This window comes from Enterococcus sp. AZ067 (assembly GCF_051715005.1).
GTDB lineage: Bacteria > Bacillota > Bacilli > Lactobacillales > Enterococcaceae > Enterococcus_D > Enterococcus_D casseliflavus.
On the sequence record NZ_JBIOSY010000001.1, the window covers coordinates 3,649,426 to 3,670,844 of the forward strand.

Below are 21,419 nucleotides of genomic sequence, written 5' to 3' on the forward strand. Positions count from 1 at the left end.
CATGCCCCTCAGTCCGTGTTAATTCAATTGATTGTCAGCAATCATTTGCGTATTTTTTAAGACTTCATCCAAATCTGCTCCATTGACATAGTCCAAAAAGCCTTGATTCATGATGTCTTCCAACGCATAAGTGTTTTTCCCAAAGTTTACCGAAGGAATTTCATTTGCCCAGTTCATGAAATCTTGATAGATAGCCTGATCGTCGAAGAAAGGATCTGGTGCATGATACGCATCTCCTTGTGAAGCGGGAACGTAAGAACCGATTGCTCCGACGGTTTGAATCAGCTCTTCGTAAAAGGCGATATTTTTGCCGAATACGTCAGCAATATAGCTCAGGGCTTCTTCTTTCCCATCGATATCTAACACATAAATTGACGAACCTCCGAGATTGGTCGCATTGACAGAACCTTCGATCGATTCTTGCTTTGGTACGGGAACGACTGCCCAATCGCCACTTTGGCTTTCTTCTGCTTTCACCGATGGAGTGATCCAGTTGCCTTGTAAAACGCCCGCTACTTCGCCGCTGTTAAAACCTGCTAGCATTTGGTCCCAGCCATTATGCGTTGTCATTACTCCTGAATCAAGCAGCATTTTCAAATCTTCAAGCCCTTGTTTCAAAGAAGGATTGCCGTCAATAAACGGCGTTTCACCATCCTCTGCGGTATACCAATAACCACTGGAATGCATCATCATTCGCAAATGTCCTAGATCGTTCATATCGATAGACAGCAATCGTTTGCCAGTTGCTTCTTTCACACGGATCCCCAATTCATTAAAGGTTTGCCAAGTGATATTGGTGAAATCTGACAGCTCCAAGCCCGCTTCTTCAATGATCGATTTTCGCAAGTAAACGCCTGCTACCCCTGAATCAAACGGCATCCCATACTGCTCGCCATCGATCGAAGACACCTCGATTTTGTAATCCATAAAATCGTCAACATTTATATACTCAGTCAATGGAACGAAATACTCTGGAAACACTTCTAAAAAATTACGAGCGCGAAAATCTTCAATCAAGACGATATTAGGCAATCCTTGGGTACTGCCTGAACTAAAGATGGTATTCATTTTTTGTACGCTGTCTTGTTGGGAAATCTCAGTGACATTGATTTTAAAATCAGGGTTTTCTTCTTGATGGTATGATTCCGCCAACTCAAAGGCTGCGATATTGAATTTTGGGTCCCACGCCCAAATGGTGATTTCCTCTGCGCCGTTTTGATCGCCCCCCTCACGCTCTGGCGTATCGCTGCCATTCCCACAAGCAGCTAAGCCTCCTAGTCCTATCATTGCCATACATAAAGCTATTTTTTTCATTGTTTTGCTCCTTCCACTTTTTTTTGATAATTCATATGAAAATCAAAGGCAAATGCCTGATTTTTTAATAAATACTTCGGTAAAATGCCGGGACCGCAACTGGCACTTCCTAATCCTTGCACCCCATAGTCAATGTTGAGGGCAACTGCATCGCTGGTTTCTAATTGATTGGCATGGGTCGCTTGTTCCAAATTGTTCTGGGTGTAGTGATGCACACTAAAATTCAACGATTTGCTGAAAATAGTCAGTCCCGCTCCAGAAGGCTTAGACAAACGGAAGAATTTGGTCTTCATGCGGTTGCCATTTTCTTGCGGCCGCACATACGGCGTGTGCATCTCTGGAACGGTTCTTTCCCACCAATCGAAAAACCCGCTTTGGCAACTATCAGGATAGGTTTCATGCGGCCCAAGTCCCAGCCACTGCACGTTCTGATGTTCTTTATCCATCATCAGCTGCACACCGATTCGCGGCAGGGTTTTCGGCCCGTTGCCAAACGGGGTTCCTTGGACTGCTACACGAATATCGCCTGCCAATGAAAGCAGATACGTAAAGGACAATTCAATTCCCCAGTCGAGAGAAATAGGCATGCTGTTGCGGCGAATCTCGACTTTTATTTCATCAGGGCGCTGTTCATAGGTAAAGGCGAGCACACGCTCCTTTAAGTGGCGAATACGAAACGCTTCCCATTCCTTGGCGATGCTTGCCGAACCAAACTCTTCACTACCTAACAAGTCGTTGTCAGTCGGTGCCCGCCAAAAGTTCATTTCAAGCGGTTCAGTAAGCAAGGCTTGCCCTTCGATGAGCCACTGGCTCAAGGTACCTGTTTTCTTATGAAAAATATAGGTCTGCTTAGCCAAAGTAATCCTCAGTTCATCGGCCGTTTCTGAACAGTGAAAGGCATCCGCTTTAGGTATTTGTACGCTTTTTACTGGTTGATCAATGATGGCTTGTTCCCAAGCAATTGCGTGTTCTAAAGACAAATCTGGCGCACTTTCTTCAAAGAAAAACAGCGTGACCACTGCCTGTGCTCTTCCTGCTAAGCTCAGCGTAGCTTCTTCTGGTAGGGAAATGATCGTTTCTTCCTGAGGCAGGAGATCGATTCTTGGCAACTCTTGTAAGAAAATCACCTGATCGTCTTCTTTGATTTGCAGGACTGGCTGTAAAGACGCTAAATTTCGAAAGTCGAAACGGTTAGTGATGCGACAGGTCTGTTCTGAGAGCTGGAAGGTGATTTTGACAGGCTGAATCACTTTCTTATACTCAAACAATGCTGGCGATGGCGTACGATCTGGAAATAGTAATCCATCAATCACAAAGTTGCCATCATGGATTTCCTCTGCGAAATCACCGCCATACTTGTAGTACGTTTCACCAGAAACGCGATCTATGCTCTTGATGCCATGGTCGATCCATTCCCAAATAAAGCCGCCTTGCAACCGAGGATAGCGATAAAACAATTCCAGATAATCACTCAATCCACCGGGACCATTGCCCATCGCATGATCATATTCACATAAGATATGCGGTTGTGTTAGTGAACGTTCCCCCTGTTCTGCCATTTCGCCAACAGATGTATACATAGTCGAAACGACATCAGATGCTTGGCACGCTTGCCATTCTCCCAAGGCTTTCAAGTGCCGTGCTTCTCCTTCATAATGAACCAGACGACTGGGATCTAATTCCTTGATCAGCTGCGCCATCTTCAAATGGTTTTTCCCATAGCCAGACTCATTTCCTAACGACCAGAAAATGATCGAAGGATGGTTTCTATTTTTTTCGACCATTCTTTTTGCTCGGTCTAAATACGTCGGCAACCATTCCTCACTACTGCTCAATTCATTGATCCTTTGGGTGATATCCATCCCATGGGTTTCAATGTCTGCTTCGTCAATGACGTACAGCCCATAACGATCACACAGGTGATAAAAACTTGTGTCTGCTGGGTAATGAGAACACCGTACAGCATTGATATTAAATGCTTTCATCATCTGCACATCTTGTTCCATCGTCTCAACTGTCAGACTTCTACCAGACTCACAATGCCATTCATGGCGATTGACGCCCTTTAGCACCACCCGCTTTCCATTAATTTGGAAAATACCGTCAACTATGGAAATCTGTCTAAAGCCGACTTGGAACGGAATGACCTCCAACAGTTCCTCGCCTTGATACTGTTTCACCAACAGATGGTATAGATATGGTTCTTCTGCGTTCCAAGGAATTATCCCTTCAATGGTTGCGGAAATCGTCCAATCCGCTTTTGCTCCTCTTTGGGTTTTCTCAGCTTTCTTTAAAACGGTTACATTTTCTTGATCTAGCAATTCGATTTCTATCGTTCTTTCTAACTGCTCTGGCATTGTAGGCTGAAAGAAAAGCGAAACTTCCAAGATGCCATCTTTGTATTGATTGCATAAATCTGCTTGGATCGTTACATTTTGAATCGACTGCGGCTTACGGGAAAACAAGTAGACTTCTCTAAAAATTCCACCAAGCCACCACATATCTTGATCCTCGACATAGCTCATCGCGCTCCACTGCTTCACCTTTACACTAAGGACATTTTTGCCCTTTTGAAGATATGGTGTGATATCAAACTCAGATACCAAGCGACTGACGGTGCTGTAGCCAACATATTGCTCATTGACATGCACTTCAAACACCGATTCCACACCTTCAAAGTGGAGCACATGCTCAAGATCAATGTCCTCCACAATAAATGCTTTTCGATAAAAGGCGGTTGGATTCTCCATCGCAACAAATGGCGGATCAATTGGAAAAGGATACTGGACATTCGTATAAATTGGTTTTCCATGCCCTTGAAACTGCCAATGAGCAGGCACCTCAATTTTTTGTTCATACACAATTTGATTTTCTGCCTCACCCAAATAAAAATCCCACAGTCCATTTAATGACTGATACCCAAAAGATGCCTGCGGATCTCCTTGCATAGCTGCTGCGACCGTTTCATAACTAAAAAAACTGGTTCGAGGTGACAAGCGGTTTTCATGTAGTATTGCTGGATTGAATATTTTTTCTTGGAACATAGCTTCCTCCTTAAATAAATATATTATTTTGTTGCATCTAAGAAACTAAGGTAGTTTATTTCCATTTGTGATTCTCTCTTCTTATGGTGACTAGCTGAACCAATATTTGAAATTATTCTTATAAATTTAGCTAGAAGCATTTTCTCTTTTAAAAAGCTAAACAAAAAAACTGTCTAATGATTGCTTAATGAGTAACACAACAAGAAGTGTTTTATTCTACGATACTTATATAAGCATCAATAAAAGGGGTGATTTTGTGTATAAGGAAAAGATATTGGTGATTCATATTCAAGAACTTGTGAAAAAACATAATATTTCTTTACGGGAGCTTTCTAGGCGAGCAGATATAGACATTGCAAGACTAAGTGAATTATCCAGTGGAAAACGTCAACGGATCAATATTGAATACATCGAGCGAATAGCTGAAGCTTTGAATATAGATGATATTCGTGAGATTTTGACGATTGAAGATAAATAAAAGTTTTCATAAATAGAAAAAGATAATAATACTAGATGCGATTGATCATGGAAAACCTCTTGAGTTCCAATCAAAATTATTCATCCATAACCTCCGAAATAAAATAATAAGCACCGAATGATACTTATATAAGTATCATTCGGTGCTTATTATACTACCTGTTACTCTTATAAGCAACATTTTTTATGTATAAATGAAAAAATTGCACTACTAAGTATCTTTATAAAAAATAAGCTCCTTATTATATGTTATAAATACAAGAAACTATCATCATAAAAAATCATCCATGAGAAACCAGAAATTACTATATTCTGATTTCTCATGGATGAAAACTAATAAAATAAGCAAGGTAAAAAAAGAAAAAAATTTCTTACACTCAGTTTTATTTGTTAAGCATATTCATAAACTTTTGCAATTCTTCTTGAGATTCATCTGTTGTGCCTTGTAGTTCATTCAGCATTTCAAATAGTTTATCGGTTGATTCCGCGATTTCCTGTCTCACTTCTGCTAGTTCTTGCGCTAACTGTGGCAATGGTGTAACTTCTTCTTCTTCAAAGGTATCTACATATCTCGGAATATTTAAGTTGTAATCATTTTCTTTAATCTCATCTAAAGACGCTACATATGCATATTTTTCAATATCTTCACGATTCTCATATGTTTCAATAATTTTCGCAATATTAGCTGACGTAAGTTTGTTTTGGTTTTTCCCTTTATCAAATTCATTGGATGCATCGATGAATAAAATATCCTTAGTTGTACGTGCCTCTCTTCCCTTAAATACCAATACACAGGTAGGGATGCTTGTTCCGTAAAAAAGATTCGGTGGCATTCCAATTACAGTATCCAATAAGTTATTATCAATAATATTTTTGCGAATTCTCTCTTCTGCAGCGCCTCTGAATAATACTCCATGCGGCAATACAATCGCCATTGTCCCATTTTTGTCCAAATGATATAGTCCGTGCAAAATAAAGGCATAATCAGCTTTTGATGCTGGTGCAACACCAAATCCTTTAAAGCGCGTATCTTTTTCACGGTCAATTCCTTTTACGTCCCATTTGGCTGAATAGGGAGGATTGGCAACGACAGCATCAAATTTTATCGGAATCTGCATCCCCTCTTTTTCTGCAAATGGCCAATCTGCCTCAAGTGTATCCCCACGTTTTAAGTTCATGTTGCGATAATTAATGCCATGCATCATTAAGTTCATACGAGCTAAGTTATATGTTGTAGTATTCAATTCCTGACCATAGAAATCAACACTACCTGATTTATGTCCATCAGGTAATTCATTTTTTACCGTTAGCAATAATGAGCCTGATCCCATCGCGGGATCGTACACACGAAATTGATGACCATCAGCTTTCGCATCTTTGGTAACGATTTTTGCTAGGACTTGACTAACTTCATGTGGTGTATAAAATTCGCCACCTTTTTTCCCAGCATTAGCTGCAAATTGTCCGATTAGGTATTCGTAGACATCTCCTAAAATATCGTGTCCCGATTCATCTTTAAAATTAAAGTCGTTCACCATTAATACAACATCGTTTAACGCTTTTGCACGCTCATTTGTATTTGATCCTAAACGTGTATCACCGAGGTTAATATCCGAAAAAACATTCGCAAAATCATCTTCAGCAACAGGATTACGTTTTGCATTTACATTAAATGAATCTAGCATGTCTTGGAAATCACTGGCTTTGATTTGATGGTTTTCAATCTTAGATACTAATTGATCCCATGTATATTCGGGATCAATAGCATAGCCAATCCCACGACTAATATCTTCTAAGTAATCTTCTTTTTCTTCTGGATCTGTTACTTCGTAGTATTCTTCCAAACCATTTTTTGTTAAATAGGTATCTTGATTTTCGGATAAGTAACGATAGAACATAAATGGTAAAATATAGTTCTTATACTCGCTTGCGTCCATAGTTCCACGTAACTTATTGGCCATTGCCCATAGTTTTTTTGTAATTTCATTTGCAGTACTCATTTATTTTTTCTCCTTTTAGACAAACATTTGTCGTAGTAATGATTTTTTCATTTCTTTTAATGCGTTCAAATTGTGTTGATGAAGAGCGATAGTGTCGTCGAGTTGTTTGAAGAAAGAGCCGATTTTTTGTTGTTCGCTAAGACTTGGAAGTAAAATACTGAAAGTTTCAACATCTTTCTTTGATACTGATGGGATATTTGCTGCTTGTTGATAATCAGTAAAAAAATGTTGTTTATTTTTCATAAATTGATAAAGATAGTCTAAATTAATATCTTTTTTATTAATAATGTCAACAGAGTAGCAACTATTTCCTGCCCAATATTTGGTTTTTACAAGATTTATAAACCCTGCATTAGCTCCACGTGCACTAATAACAATCTTATTTGATTCATTATTATACTCATCATAAAATCCGGTATATGTCTTACCACCATTATAAACAGGATAATCCCCCGCCGGGTTCTGCTTACTTCTAATTACAAATTCACCAATTGTAGTTTTAGTCAGTTCTCCCAACTTACGCTGTTCCCAAGGTTCAGTAAATCCAGTGAAACGAATTTCTGGTCTATCTTCACCTGTTTTTGGGAACATTTTTTGAAGATATGTCTGTTTTGTTTTTCTTAACAGATCAAGCTCTCGCTGATGAAGAGCGATCGTGTCGTCGAGTTGTTTAAAGAAGGTGCCGATTTTTTGTTGTTCCTTTACATCTTTTGGAAACTGAAATAGTCTTTGTTCCATAATCCCTTTAGTCACATGCACCATCGTAGTTCCGTTTGTTGTTTGCTTAATTTTTTCTTTATCAGTCAATAGCCAAGTATATAAATACTGTTTGTCGAGTTCATTAGTCAAAAATTCAAGTTTCCAAATATGATAATGGTAGATTACAGTTTCTTCATTCCATATCTCAGGACCAAAGCTTGTCGCCCATAAATATAAAAGATCACCTTTGTTAGCATACTTATTTTCTTCAAGTTCTAAGTCTGAATAATACCACCTATCATTAGTATTAAAATTACCCACTCTTAAAACTCTGTATTTTCCTGAATCTAGTAGTTCTTGTTGTTTATATGCTTTACCATTTAAAAACCTTATCACTTCTCCCAACTTACGCTGTTCCCAATCTTCCGTGTATCCTTTGAACCTTATTTTCGGTATATTTGTTATTTCATCATTCATATTTATTCTCCTCTGATCTTCCTTATTTCTTTGTCAAAATCAGAAGCAAATTACTGACGTTTACCTAACTTCTATTCGTCACTTGCTTTTCTTTTGGCATCTGTATAGCTATTATGACTGTCTACTGATTATTTTCAACCTTTGGTCCTTATTTTTTAAAAATAATATTCATTATTCTTCTTTTTTGATTTCATCCGCCATTTTATAAAAGGCTTTACGAAATTCAATGCGGTATTTAACCCATGACAATGCAGCAATATCAGCTGCGGCGATTTCTTTATAGTCAGATCTTGCATCATTCATGATTGCTGTGAGTTCCCCTTGCTTGTCCATATCTTCTTGTCCAATTCGGTGACGTCGAATTAATTTATCCAACTCTTTGGGCTTCGTACTATTGTCCAATCCCCATTTGCGAATAAATTCTGTTAGTAGTTTAATGTTTCCTTCTTTTTGCGATTGTTCCATTGCTAAATTCATTTTTTCAATATCGCGCGGAGCTGGATACTTATCGAAAACAAATTCTTTGGTAAAAATTTTGGAAACAAAACTACGAACTTTTGTTATTTCTTTATCACTGTCTGATTTTGCAATTTCAATGTCAATATCCTCTTTCGTTCGTTTAGCTTCATCCATTTTATTTTCATGCACTTCATCAGCCATGCGCGCAATCAGTTCAATCAAATAATCATAGTTAATGGTTACATCGTGGATATGAACCATTTCTAAATTGACTTGAGAAATATCAATTTCTTCTATTTGAGCACGTCTTTCCCGCAATTCGTTGGCCAGGACAGTTGTCAGCATAACTTCTTGATCTTCTGTAATTCCCAAACGCTCATAAAATACTTCTGGCTCATCATAAGCAGATACTGGATTCTTGTCATCATCTTCGGTAAATTGCTTCAATTGATTGAGTAACCGGTTGTAGTCCTTCAATCCATTAAATACTTCTTCTTGCGCTTTTTCACTTGGAGGCAATTGAACAAAGTTATCTGTTAACTCGGATAATTTTTCAATGACTGCTTTGGTTTCAGCTTCGACTTTACCAAATGATTTTGCTAAAATTCCAGACTCTTCATTGCTCTCTTTTAGCTCATCTAGTGTAAGCTGCTCTGCTGCGGATTCGCGGTTTGAATAAATTGCGAATGATTCATTCATTTCATACTCATTTTGCACGGGCCAACGGTAATTCACAATATTTCCTTGTGGTTTTGCATCACGATCATGGATACGATTCGTTCGTGAGTAGGCTTGAATCAAATTCCCGCCTTTTAATGTGCGATCAATATAGAGCGTATTCAGCTCAGGGGCATCGAATCCAGTTAACAATTGATCCACGACGATCACTAGATCTAAGTAGTTTCCATCATCAGCCGTTTTGTTCAAACGCCTTGTCAAATCCTCTGTGTAAGCTTTGACCGAGGTCATATCGAAAGCTGTGCCAAATAATGCATTGTAAGCTTTGATAGCTCGGTGAAGACTTTCATTGGTTCGAAGTTGATGAACACCATTTGTCGTATCAACTGAGAAGCTCACAGCAACTTTCAGTCGTTCTTCCATTGGACGCTTGCTGTTTTCTTCCATAAATTTATCAAAATACTCCATCGCACGTGGAGTGCTGGCGCGATTTCCACCAACATGGACGGTGAGTAACGCGTTATATCTACGATTATTTGAACGCTCTTTCCAATTTTTAAAGATGTCGTTGACAACAAGTTCTACATGTTCTGGGCTGTAATCATATACGCTCCCACGGATAGTGTCATCGATTTCTTCTTCTGTTGGATCTTTAGGTGCTTCAATCGTTTCTTTAAATTCAACTTTAAATCCTAAGACATTTCTATCAGCGATTGCTTCTTTTATAGTATAGGCATGGAGTAAATCACCAAAAATCTCTCTTGTTTCTGGAAACTTCGGTGTCCCCGTATAACCCACCCATGCAGAATTTGGCAATGCTTTTCGAATGGTTTCAAGCATTCCTTCATTTTTTAGCCCATCCCCTGTTGATCGGTGAGCCTCATCGACAATAAATAAAATATTTTCGGTCAATGGTTTGTAACTATCTCTTGCTACATAACGAGACATTTTTTGAATACTTGTCACAATAATGTTTTTATCACTTTTCTTCGTCAGTTTCCGATGTAAATCTGAAATATTGGCTGTGTCACTAACTACCCCTGTTTTCCCTTCAAACCCAGCAATGGGATCGTATGCGCGATAAGCATCTGCAGTTTGATTAGTCAGAGCTATACGGTCAACCAAAAAAATCACTTTATCCACATTAGACAATCGGCTTGCTAACCATGCTGTTTTAAAACTGGTAATGGTCTTTCCAGATCCCGTAGTATGCCAAACATATCCTAGTTTTCCATCGCCATATTTAAAATCAAATTTACGTACTTTATCTAGTACTCGCTTCGTTGCATATACTTGATAAGGCCGCATAACTTTGATACTTTCTTTGTTCTTTGTCCCATCAAGGATCATATACCGAGTAGCTAAATCATGAGCCATTGGAATGGAGAGCACTTTATCAGCAAAAATCTTCCACGAACGCACTGGTTGTGCCGTTTCTTCATCTTGCCAATTGAAAGCAAATGCACGATTAAAGCTTTGCAAAGTCGTATTTGCCATATAACGAATGTCAAATGGTGTCATTGCAATTAGTATTTGTAACGTAGAAAAGATACCGCTAAATTGTTTTTCAGCAATATATTGTTCCATTTGATTTAGCGATTCCGTTGCATTATGTAATGCTTTTTTCAACTCAATTTGAATGATAGGCAGTCCATTGATCAAAAGTGTTACATCAAATCGCCGATTTTGTTTGCCGTCAACCACTTTGGGTCGTTCAATTTGATTCACTACTTGATAAACAGTGTTCCCCCCACCAACTTGTGCCTGATCGAAAACCGTAAGGAATACATGTCTACCATCATCGAGATCTACTTCAATTTCGGAAACCCCATTCACACCATATAGAAACTGTCCAGCGGAATAAGGAGAATCGATATTTGTGATGATCTTTTTTACTTGATTAAATTCAGTTATTGATAGTGGCTGTACTAAACGAGCTTGATTATTTTGCTCAAGTATTTTTTTGAAGTTGTCCCACAATTGTTCCGTCGTTTTTATTTCCTTTTTGTATTCCCACTGCTTTACTCCACCAATTTTTGTTAAGTGATCAATCACTTCTTGCTCGAATTTTAATTCAGATAGGCTCTTTACACTCGAGTTCTTTTTCATCTCTCTACTCCTTTAGTTTATTTTCCAGCATGGTGCCTGTAAATTTTTCAAGTAAACGCGCATATTCACTCAATTTACTTTGTGCTTTTAGTGATTCAACATAAATCGCTCCAATTTTTCTTTGTTCTTTTAAAGGAACGATTGGAATAATAAGTTTCTCCAGAGATTGCTTTGTCAACCGAAGAATTGGTCCTGTTCCTTGCAGTTCACGTTCTTTTTGACGTTGGATATCTTGATAATTATTGAACAAATATAAAAAATAATGCTTGTCTAACTCCTCATTAATAAAATTTACTTTAGTAAAATTGATAGAGAGTACTTTTCCAATGTTCGTCTCGCCCACCATGGTCGCACGTTGCAGTGAATTGCTAATTACAATATCACGCTTATCCAAGGTTACTTCACTCGTAAAAGATTCATTTATTTTCTCTTCCTGATTCATTTCGTTGTAATGTCGATAGTCATCTTCAAAGGAGGCTTGATCGTAATATGGTATTTCTTGATCCCCAAACTGCTTTTCAGCTCTCGACTGGTTAACCCCTTGAACAAAGCTAACAAAATCGGACAGTTTTCTTTTTTCCATTTTGGTTGTCTCCTTTAAAAAGAACTTTTTTCAATTCGATTATTTGAAATATATTTATATAACTTATATTCATGGTGTTATGATACCTTTTTACTGATAACATGTCAACCGCTTTCTTTTGAAATATTTTCATATTACAAAAAACCGCATTAAAAAAATGCGGTTTTTATCTGTATAGTTTACTACCGAGATCAAAACCACTATCTTCAAATAACTCTTTTAATATTCCTTATTTCAATATCATTCATAATGGGAGAATATCCTTAAATCCCAGTAGACTTGTACTATTAATCAGCATCCATCAACTTCCTAAATTCATAAAACCATAAACAAGAGCATAACTCAGCCATATTCAAGATGATTAAAAAAATAATTTTCATTCCCAAATATTTGTATTTTCAGGTAAGCGTATATTTGCTTCCCTATCAATTTCTCCTGCAAAAGTTTGTCCATTGGGCAGACGGTATCCATATGATTTATATCCTAATTCTCGAGCACATTCCATGAAATTTGACTGATCTATGGGTATGCCTTCGCGACATATATAATTAACTAATTCAGAAAATTTGTATCTATGCATATCTTTACTTGCATAAAACAATTTATAAAGAGAGGGATTTATTATAAATTGTTTTGCGCCTGTCTCATTGTTTATTTCAAAGACGCCTAAAATATTCTGTGGAGCAATACTGTCTTTGATGATTATCTCTGAATGAATGTCTTCATACCAATTTACATTCATCATGCCTAGATTTCGAGATAGTTCTTTTGTAAAAATATAGTTTCCACTATCATATATATTCGTAAATCCCCAAATTACATATGAATTGATATCAGTATTTCTAGCTTGGGCAAAGCGAAGCGCTGTCTCAAACCCCTTACTCCCATAAGATGCAGACACAAACGGACTTCTACATTTGTTTTCCCATCTTCCCCCAATATTATGAGCCAAATTCAATAAATACATATAAGTACCTAAAGTATCTTTCTCGATCAAAGAACGTATCTTCTCAGGTTTAATTTTCCCAAAATTGTTCTTTTTTAGTATTGAATTTATTAACTGAAGTAATTCATCTATTTCTTCACTATCTGGTGTATCGTAAAAATAAGTTGGTATACCATCATCTAGGACATTCTCTCGATAGGCCTTTCCTTTTTCGCCAACTTCGAAATAATTGTGGAAATACCTAGATATCACTTCCTCATAATTTCCATGATTGAAGTCAGGTCTAAATCCTCTAAAAAAAGATACTACATTCAACTCATGGTTTTCATTTTTTCTTGCGTACCCGTAGATTCCAGATCTAACCCCTCCATGATAAATACTGTTCAATAGGTTCCGAATTCTAGTTACTAAAATTGAATCTACATTTATACATCTATACTCACCTGAATAATCCAATTCTATTGTCTTTAATGAAGTACGCTGCAGTATTTTAAACATCAACTATTCTCCTTAATAGACTATTGTTCAACTCATCTATATTGAAATCAACATAGTTTTTTACTAAAGTTTCCTGCCTAAAATTTTACTCGAACAAAATTATTCTTAGTTGTTCCTAAATTGTACTTATCATCACATATTCCACAATAGGGTGGCTAAAATTACTATCATACAGTTAGATGATATGCGCAGCAACATTCGACCCCATTTTGAGAAGGGACTTAATTTTGAATATTCCAATAAAAGAAATCAACTTAGAGACGAGCTAAATAAAAAATTTAGTTTTCTTCTTTTTAATCTCATCTTATACTGGGATAGTTCTTTAATTAAAAGAATGGTGCTTATAAGACATGATTTATTTACTGTATTATATGGAAAATACACATAGCTCATTATACCTAAAATCTCTTATAAACGATTTTAGACTACGGAAGTTATTAATATTTTGAAAGTTAGAGGCTTCATGAGTTTTTCTAGGACTTGATTTAGTATATTTATTTTTCATAGCATTTTACAGAATTATAAACATTATGAATTTGATTTTTCCATTTCATGGAATTTTACTGAACTATATAAAATTATATGCTGTTATTGTCTATTACAAATACCGAAACTTTTCGAGCTGACTGTTTAAAGAATAACACCTTCTATTTTAATCGTGTCAGACTTTTTATGACAAGAAGGTTACGCCTTAATCCCTTAATAAATCAATAAAGATTCCTAACTCAGAATAATTGGGATTTTGTTTACTCCCAAATAAAACATTTACCTTTCTCGCAAGCGTTTTAAATTTTTGTGGATTGCTCTTCCCTTTGGCACTATATATTTTTTGTTGACTACTAACATACTGATATAATCTTACAAATACTAACCACCATGCAGAGGACCCTATTCCATTAAGATTTGATGTTTTAGGAGCGTATCCGCAGCTTTCCATATAATTATCTTTTACAAAATTGTATATAGCAAAATTTTCTTCAAGATTTGATTTTATAAAAAAACTTAAAATAATAGTATCAGTTGAATGAAAATCAGTTTTACAGCGACGTAACATTCTCCTGAAGAGTTTTTTTCTTAAATCTGCAGTACAAAAAGAAGTAATTATATAATAGTGCCAGATTTGTATTTCTGTTTCTGCATAATGTGATTCAACATAGTCAATGTTTTTATACAGAAAGCTAACGACTCTTTTTAGTTCTTTTCGCTCTGAATATTTACATATTGAAAAAATCAATCGATTAACATGTGTTGAAACAACTGGAAATGAGTATTCCAATTTTAATAGTAAGGGAATCAAGTAAAGTGATTGTTTGATATGCATTTTTTTCGTTTGATAATTTCGATCTACGTAATTTTTAAGAATAGTAAGTAACGCTCTAATCTGAGGTATTCTTTCTTCATTAACCAGTTTAAATACATACTGTCTTAAAGATGAAGTATTTTCTTCGTCTAACTGATGTTTATTTGATTTCTCATTCAGAAAAGGAAAATAATAGAATATTTCATTTAAATCTGCCTCTTTACTGATTGGGAAACCTTTTTCCAAGACAGTTTTTTCAATTTTCCTTGATAGGCCCATCTTCCTTAAAATTCTATCAAATATTTCAATTTGTTTCTCCAATTTTGAAACCTCTGTTGAAAAAAATGTGAAGTCATCTACATAACGAACAAATGCAATATTAGGTGTAATCTCTTGAATTGTGAAATCTAGATATATTCCTAAAAATTCTGCACTTATAGAAGACGAAATAGGTCCTTGTAATATTCCCTTCGTATGGTTATCATTAATTCCCATGTTGTATTCATCAAGAAAATTAAAAAACTCCTTTAAAGAATCTTTTTTTATTGATAAATAAGGCTCTCGATCGCTAAGCATGGAAAATTGATGAGTGTATATATTCTGATAATAGCTCTCGATGTCAGTCTGCATATATAGCGGATTAATGCCTTCTATTCTCATCGTCTTTTCTTGATTTTTTTTGAATGCTGCATTCTTTTGCTTTTCATTGGTTAATCCACTCAAAAATTCTTTTATTATAATCATGTCTCGTTCATCATATTCAAACTTGTTTATATTTTCTCGTCCCAAAATTGGAGAATTTGAATGAATCAAAAAACTACTCATGTTTTTCTCATCGTGATAAAACGTTTCAAGCCAATCGATCTCAGCTCTAAGAATATTATACGCAAAACAAAAGAACCAAATTGGATTAGCTATTCCCATTGGCCGCTTACTCAGATCATTTTTAAAAGAAAAATATTTAATAGATTCTGATCCCTTATTGAAAATATATTTCGGTATATTAACTTGACTCTTATCAACAGATACATAGTTATTTGTTGCACTACGCTTATATATCTTGATATGGTTATTCTCAATTTTTTTGATTAATTCTTCAGCACCTGAGAAACAATCTAAGAATGGTGGCAAATATGTTGACGCAAATTGTTCTACTAAGATTTCTAAATCATTGGTCACTTATGAAATCAGCCTCCTTTATAATTTCACAATATACATAAGATTTTTCCATATAAAATTTGATAATGATAAATTTTTTAGTAAATTATCTATCCTTTCCGATCAAAAATCAATCCTTACTCAAAATAATATACTTACTATGATTAGATACTGAATATAAGAGCAAAAAATATGTTTATTGCTCTTATATTTAACTAATATTTATTTTTTTATCTCTAAAAACTTCCATAATACTTCTTTTGCTTCATCTACACTCCCTTCAGCTCTTCTAATATTTCAATAAATTGTCTTTTTAATTCTAATCAAATGTATCAGCATACTATCTTTATGTATTATTTCTTATTATACCAATATTTTTTGAAATTTAATGAAGAAATTTCATCTGAATGAAATAATTCCTTTTTTTGAATTAAATTATAAACTGTCATGAGTAAGTATTGAGGGAATAAAAATCATTTCAACACTTGTTTTTTTATTTGATATTTAACATACATCAAAAACCTATTCCTTCAATGACCGAAGATTCTCTAATGGTTGATTACAGTAAGAATAAATTTTTTTATGTTTCCTAAAAAATCTGAATAACTTTCTCTACTAAAATAATTATAATATCTGCTTTCTGTTAACTTTTTTTCTTTACTCATTCCCTTAATTCAAATAAATTTACAGATTATTCAAGTAATATAACGAAATATTTAAAAAAAAAGTATAATTTTAAGCGTATTAGTATTCTCGGAATTTGACTCACTTATGACCCTCCCTTACTAGAAAGTTTTAAATAAGCAAAAGATCGATGGGGACTTAAAATAATGAAACTACGCTTATCACTTATTCTCATGTCACTGAAAATCTAAACAAAATGCAAGAAAAAATGCATTGCATACACTTGTTTAAAAGCAAAAAAATTATTGTCATTACCAGAACGAAAAAAGACACCTTCTCGCAATGAGAAAGTGTCTGAAACCTTTAGTATAGCAACGATTAACATTTTGAAAACTATGAAGCTTTACGAGCTTTCTTAAGACCTGGTTCGATTGATTGGGTTTTGAATAAGGTTTAAAAGCCTTTAAAAACAATAGATATAGCGCGATTCACGTTTTAAAGTTTCAGTGAATTTCAATAAATTTGAAATCAATGGTGTCAACTTTTAAATAAAAACATGCGAGCCGAAACAAATACTTTAAAAGATAATTCATTTACTTTCTTAACACTTTCTAAATCAGTATAAAAATTAATTTGATCAAATTATCTATAGTAACAATTCACCTTTATCTTCTCTAATAGCACTTTCTTTTTCCAAAAAAGAAGATAATGTAAGAAGTTCTTCATTCCTTTTGAAGGCAGCGGTTTCCTTATATAATTTACATAAAATATTATTAGAAAAAATAAAGTCCACGTCTATAGAACAAATAATATTTACTATACCTTTTATTTTTTCTCTAACCATCTTACTAATATCTCTGATGTCTTTTATATCATCCCATTCTTCTAATATTACCCTATCTTTTTGATAGCGATTGTCATCTTTTGTTTGAATTGTAATTCTCAAGTCCAATCGCTCTTGACTTCTCAATATTTCAATAAGTTCCTCTAGTTCTACCATAGTGATTCTTAGTTCTCTTGGTTTGAAACCAACAACTACACTTGTATTAAAATTCTTATATATTCTATATAAACGATTTAGTGTCACTTCTTTTATTTCAGCATATTGCGGCCGAATAGAAATATAAATATCATCTCCAGATATGCTTATATTAAACTTCCTAGCTCTACTTAAATGATGATAATCAATGAAATCAGGTTCTGATTCTATCATTTTCAATAATGGTAACAATAATTCATATGAAATAACATTCTGTTCTTCAGCATTATCAAGTTCCCCAATATAGTCAAATGTTGTTCGAAGCAGTCTCTGATTAATTCTACTTCTTCCATCTTTTCTATCAGGATTATTCAAAATATACTTTTTTAAAAATTTAACCTTAAATTTTTTATTGCTATTGAATACATAATATGCTGCAAAAAATTCCTGAAAAATATTATGTACAAAATAAAATCTTTCACCTTCTTTATAAAGAAGGCACATACATACTCTAAAGTCATATAATAAACTTTCAACATTCACATTTGGATCTTCTGAAAGCCAAACTTTACTTTGGATAACTTTTTCCAAGTTTCCCAGAATGTATTTTTCAGTGAACTCTCCTTGAGATCCATTGGTATCAAAATAAGTTAAATAGCAAAAAGCTGAGAAAGTTTTCATCATCTGTCCCTGTCGCAAGTTCTTACTCCGAAATTCTCTCGAATAACCAATTTTTCTTCCGTCATGCTTATTGAATAATACAGTAAACGCCTCAAGTAAGAATGCACTTTTTTCTTTCGGAAAATTTGAATTTTCTCCAAACAGATTCATCATCAATAATAATAATGTTGGATTTGATGCTATACTTTCATATTCTTCAAACAATCCATCAGTTAACCTTTCAATAAACTCTATCTTGATCTCTTCATCTTCAATTTTTGTTTTTTTTATCATTTCTATTGCTTCATATTTAGTAAGTCCATTGGTTTCTAATTCATGTAATTCCAGTAAATTATCTAAGTTTCCTCGTGGCATAAATCTACTTGAAATTATCATTTGATTTTTATCATACTTTGTCAAAAAATTTTCAAGCTCTTGTAAAAATTTAAAAGATTTATCTGAGACAATCTCATCAAAAGCATCAAATAAAAAAAGAAATCTCCCTTGTTCCAACATATACTCAAATAAATTTTGTTCAAAATTGAATCCTACACAGCTCATTTCATGATAAATAAAATCAAGAATCCCCTCCCGTTTACCTTTCTCATGATTGTATTTTCTAAGCTCAATATATACAGGAATTTTATTCTTACTTTTTTTCTCATCTCCAAGAATAGTTAGCATAGTGTGCTTCATTAATGTCGATTTCCCTATCCCACCATGCCCTGTAATCCAAACGTATTTTTTACTTTGAATGTAAGGTAAAAATTCATCTGATGTGAGTCTTCTTTTTTCAGATCGTCTCTTTTCCCTGTCTATTTGTTGTAATGATGTCGGTTGAAAAACCTCTGTCAACTTTTCAACTTTACTGCTATCAATTATTGTACGAATTTTGTTATATTTTTCAAAAGACTTTCGAAAGTATTCTTCAAAGCTTTTATTGTACTTAGTTTCAAAATGTTCCCATGATTCAACTAGCCCACCTACTGTTAGTCGGCTTAATTCTCCAAGATTATATTCTAATAACGCACCACCAATTAACTCACCTAACATAAAATATTCTCCTTTTAACTATTATAGTATTCATCTCCAAATTAACATCACTCATCAAAATAAAATCTACTCCCGTTATTTTTAATCATCGTTAACTATAGAAGCTTCAATTGTTTGTTCATATAAATATATAATTTGTTCTATTCTCTTCCTTGCCTTGTAAAAATAGCTCTTTAGTCCAACTAATACTGTTCTATGAATTTAACTTAATATGCGTTCCAAGACAATAAAATTACTAAGAACAGTATTATGTATCATTATTCTTGATGGATCTTTTTCAGCTTTTAGTTCATTATTTAAATAGTTCCATTCAGCACGGATTGTTGTATAATTGATGGCTGATTAAATAATATTTTCCCAGACTTCTTGAAAATCTTTATTTTCTGTATCTACATTAACTATATTTTTTTCATGAAATTGTATCATTTGCTCAATTCTCAACGACTCTTCCTTACTCGGGTATTCTTCAAAATTGAAATTGTCATGCTTCATTCCTGTGATCTCCCTTATTTATTACTACCTAGTATAACTGTATAAATTGCGGTTCTACAATATTTAGTTTTGATGGAAAGTCTATGGATTTTCTACTGACACTTTTTTTGCAAAAAATATAGAAAAAGAGATAGCCTAACTGGTAGAATTTAGTCGACTAAAACAAAACCAAACCAAGAAAGGATATCTCCATGGATCATTGTACTAGAAAATTGTTAGGTTTAACAGATGAAAATTTATTCTTCGAAGAAGAATGGTTAGAGACTAAAGAAGAAGAGGGGTTTCGCACCAATCTTATCCATGCCAAACTTAGCTATATACCAAGTCATTGCCGTAAATGTGGCATCAAAAATGAAGGACAAACCATCAAAAATGGCTCCCACAAAACGAAGGTCCAACTTCTGCCTTATCGAGCAACCAAAACAGAATTACGCTTGGTACGTACGCGCTTTTACTGTAAAGAATGTCAGTCGACATTCAATACTCAGACAAATTTGGTAGATGAAAACTGCTATCTTTCAAAGGAATTAAAGGTTCAAAATGCCTTGGAACTGGCGAAGAATACAACAAGAAAAGAAACTGCCGATCGCTGTTTTGTCTCTGACTTAACCATCCTGCGTGTCCTGCACATCTGTTTAAAAACATAACCTACAGCTATCGAAATTTCTACAACTTTCGAGCGAAAATTCACCTCAGTCAAGGCTTAATCTTCCAAGTGAAATAAAAACCAGTTAAACACTCTGTCTAACTAGCTATGACTAAATTTTCAGTTGTACCTTTCTCTATAAATACAAAATGTTAAAGAGCAAAAAAAACACCCTCCCAAAGGAGAGTGTTTTGAAAATATCGATATAAAAAGATTAACGTTTTGAAAACTGTGAAGCTTTACGAGCTTTCTTAAGACCTGGTTTCTTACGTTCAACCATACGTGCGTCACGTGTAAGTAAGCCAGCACGTTTAAGAGCTAAACGGAAATCAGGATCAACTTGTAACAATGCGCGTGCGATACCGTGACGGATTGCACCTGATTGTCCAGCGTATCCACCACCATTTACGTTTACAAAAACATCGTATGAACCTTTAGTTTCTGTAACGCCGAATGGTTGGTTGATTACTTCACGCAAGTCTGCGTGTGGGATGTATTCTTCAACATCTTTTTTGTTAACAGTAATTTTACCAGTACCTGGTACTAAACGTACGCGGGCTACTGCATTTTTACGACGGCCAGTGCCGATATATTGAGCTTGTGCCAATGAAATTCCCTCCTATTAGATTAAGTTTGTGATGTCCAATACTTCTGGTTGTTGTGCAGCATGTGGGTGTTCAGCGCCAGCATAAACATGAAGTTTCATTCCTTGTTTACGGCCTAAAGTGTTTTTAGGAAGCATGCCTTTTACAGAAGTTTCGATCAAACGACGAGAATTTTTAGCACGTAATTCTCCAGCAGAGACTGATTTCAATCCTCCTGGGAAGTTTGAGTGACGGTAATAAATTTTATCGCTTGCTTTGTTACCTGTTAATTTGATTTTTTCTGCATTAATGACGATTACGAAATCGCCTGTATCCACATGAGGTGTGAATGTTGGTTTATTTTTACCACGTAAGACAGATGCTACTACTGCTGAAAGACGACCCATAGGAACATCTGTTGCATCTACTACGTACCATTTACGTTCTACTTCGCCTGGTTTGGCCATATATGTTGTACGCACAATTTTTTCCTCCAATTCAATTTCACGAATGTTTGACATACACTTGAGTTTCCGGGGCTCTTGTGGGGCAAACAATACCATATAACATAATACCTTCTATAAAGCCTAATGTCAACGTAATTCCGCCTCTTTTTGAAAATTTTCTCCATTCGTTTTC

Annotated in this window: 13 protein-coding genes and 1 pseudogene; 2 read left to right on the forward strand and 12 right to left on the reverse strand. The window is 34.9% G+C overall.

Features of this window, described 5'->3' with window-relative positions:
- Nucleotides 1-18: 18 nt before the first annotated feature.
- Together IGI82_RS17360 and IGI82_RS17365 are read right to left on the reverse strand one after the other, a co-directional pair.
- Nucleotides 19-1,314, reverse strand: coding sequence for an ABC transporter substrate-binding protein (locus IGI82_RS17360; RefSeq protein ID WP_438842565.1), 1,296 nt, complete (start codon nucleotides 1,312-1,314; stop codon nucleotides 19-21).
- The gene (locus IGI82_RS17365) at nucleotides 1,311-4,358 is read right to left on the reverse strand and encodes a glycoside hydrolase family 2 TIM barrel-domain containing protein (RefSeq protein WP_438842566.1); all 3,048 of its coding nucleotides are present in this window, start codon (nucleotides 4,356-4,358) and stop codon (nucleotides 1,311-1,313) included. The genes IGI82_RS17360 and IGI82_RS17365 overlap by 4 nt, the downstream gene beginning before the upstream one ends.
- Before the next feature lie 256 nt (nucleotides 4,359-4,614).
- On the opposite strand from IGI82_RS17365, the gene IGI82_RS17370 reads away from it, so the two are divergent.
- Nucleotides 4,615-4,836: a helix-turn-helix domain-containing protein gene (locus tag IGI82_RS17370; RefSeq protein ID WP_438842567.1), complete on the forward strand. Its 222-nt coding sequence runs from the start codon at nucleotides 4,615-4,617 to the stop codon at nucleotides 4,834-4,836.
- A 382-nt stretch (nucleotides 4,837-5,218) separates the two neighbouring features.
- On the opposite strand, the gene IGI82_RS17375 is transcribed toward IGI82_RS17370, so the two are convergent.
- From IGI82_RS17375 to IGI82_RS17410, 8 genes are all read right to left on the reverse strand, one after another.
- A complete protein-coding gene (locus IGI82_RS17375; protein ID WP_438842568.1) occupies nucleotides 5,219-6,835 on the reverse strand; it encodes a type I restriction-modification system subunit M in 1,617 nt (538 codons plus the stop codon).
- Between the two features lie 15 nt (nucleotides 6,836-6,850).
- Nucleotides 6,851-8,017, reverse strand: coding sequence for a restriction endonuclease subunit S (locus tag IGI82_RS17380; RefSeq protein WP_438842615.1), 1,167 nt, complete (start codon nucleotides 8,015-8,017; stop codon nucleotides 6,851-6,853).
- Between the two features lie 165 nt (nucleotides 8,018-8,182).
- Nucleotides 8,183-11,257: a type I restriction endonuclease subunit R gene (locus tag IGI82_RS17385; RefSeq protein WP_438842569.1), complete on the reverse strand. Its 3,075-nt coding sequence runs from the start codon at nucleotides 11,255-11,257 to the stop codon at nucleotides 8,183-8,185.
- Nucleotides 11,258-11,261: 4 nt separating this feature from the next.
- Entirely contained in the window at nucleotides 11,262-11,840 is a 579-nt protein-coding gene (locus IGI82_RS17390; protein ID WP_438842570.1) for a restriction endonuclease subunit S, read from the reverse strand.
- A 376-nt stretch (nucleotides 11,841-12,216) separates the two neighbouring features.
- On the reverse strand, nucleotides 12,217-13,284 hold the full coding sequence (locus IGI82_RS17395; RefSeq protein ID WP_438842571.1) for a hypothetical protein: 1,068 nt from the start codon (nucleotides 13,282-13,284) through the stop codon (nucleotides 12,217-12,219).
- 691 nt (nucleotides 13,285-13,975) lie between these two features.
- Entirely contained in the window at nucleotides 13,976-15,763 is a 1,788-nt protein-coding gene (locus IGI82_RS17400) for an RNA-directed DNA polymerase (RefSeq protein WP_438842572.1), read from the reverse strand.
- Nucleotides 15,764-17,012: 1,249 nt separating this feature from the next.
- The gene (locus IGI82_RS17405; RefSeq protein ID WP_438842573.1) at nucleotides 17,013-19,058 is read right to left on the reverse strand and encodes an NACHT domain-containing protein; all 2,046 of its coding nucleotides are present in this window, start codon (nucleotides 19,056-19,058) and stop codon (nucleotides 17,013-17,015) included.
- 342 nt (nucleotides 19,059-19,400) lie between these two features.
- A complete protein-coding gene (locus IGI82_RS17410) occupies nucleotides 19,401-19,550 on the reverse strand; it encodes a hypothetical protein (RefSeq protein ID WP_438842574.1) in 150 nt (49 codons plus the stop codon).
- A 191-nt stretch (nucleotides 19,551-19,741) separates the two neighbouring features.
- Here IGI82_RS17410 and IGI82_RS17415 point away from each other — a divergent pair.
- Nucleotides 19,742-20,194: pseudogene (locus IGI82_RS17415) on the forward strand (transposase family protein); the annotation flags it as partial.
- Between the two features lie 216 nt (nucleotides 20,195-20,410).
- Here the strand turns inward: IGI82_RS17415 and rpsI are convergent.
- Both rpsI and rplM read right to left on the reverse strand, forming a co-directional pair.
- Nucleotides 20,411-20,803, reverse strand: coding sequence for a 30S ribosomal protein S9 (gene rpsI, locus IGI82_RS17420; protein WP_003128901.1), 393 nt, complete (start codon nucleotides 20,801-20,803; stop codon nucleotides 20,411-20,413).
- A gap of 15 nt (nucleotides 20,804-20,818) precedes the next feature.
- Nucleotides 20,819-21,265 (reverse strand): 50S ribosomal protein L13, encoded by a 447-nt coding sequence (rplM, locus tag IGI82_RS17425; RefSeq protein ID WP_301280258.1) that lies wholly within the window; start codon nucleotides 21,263-21,265, stop codon nucleotides 20,819-20,821.
- Between the last annotated feature and the right edge of the window lie 154 nt (nucleotides 21,266-21,419).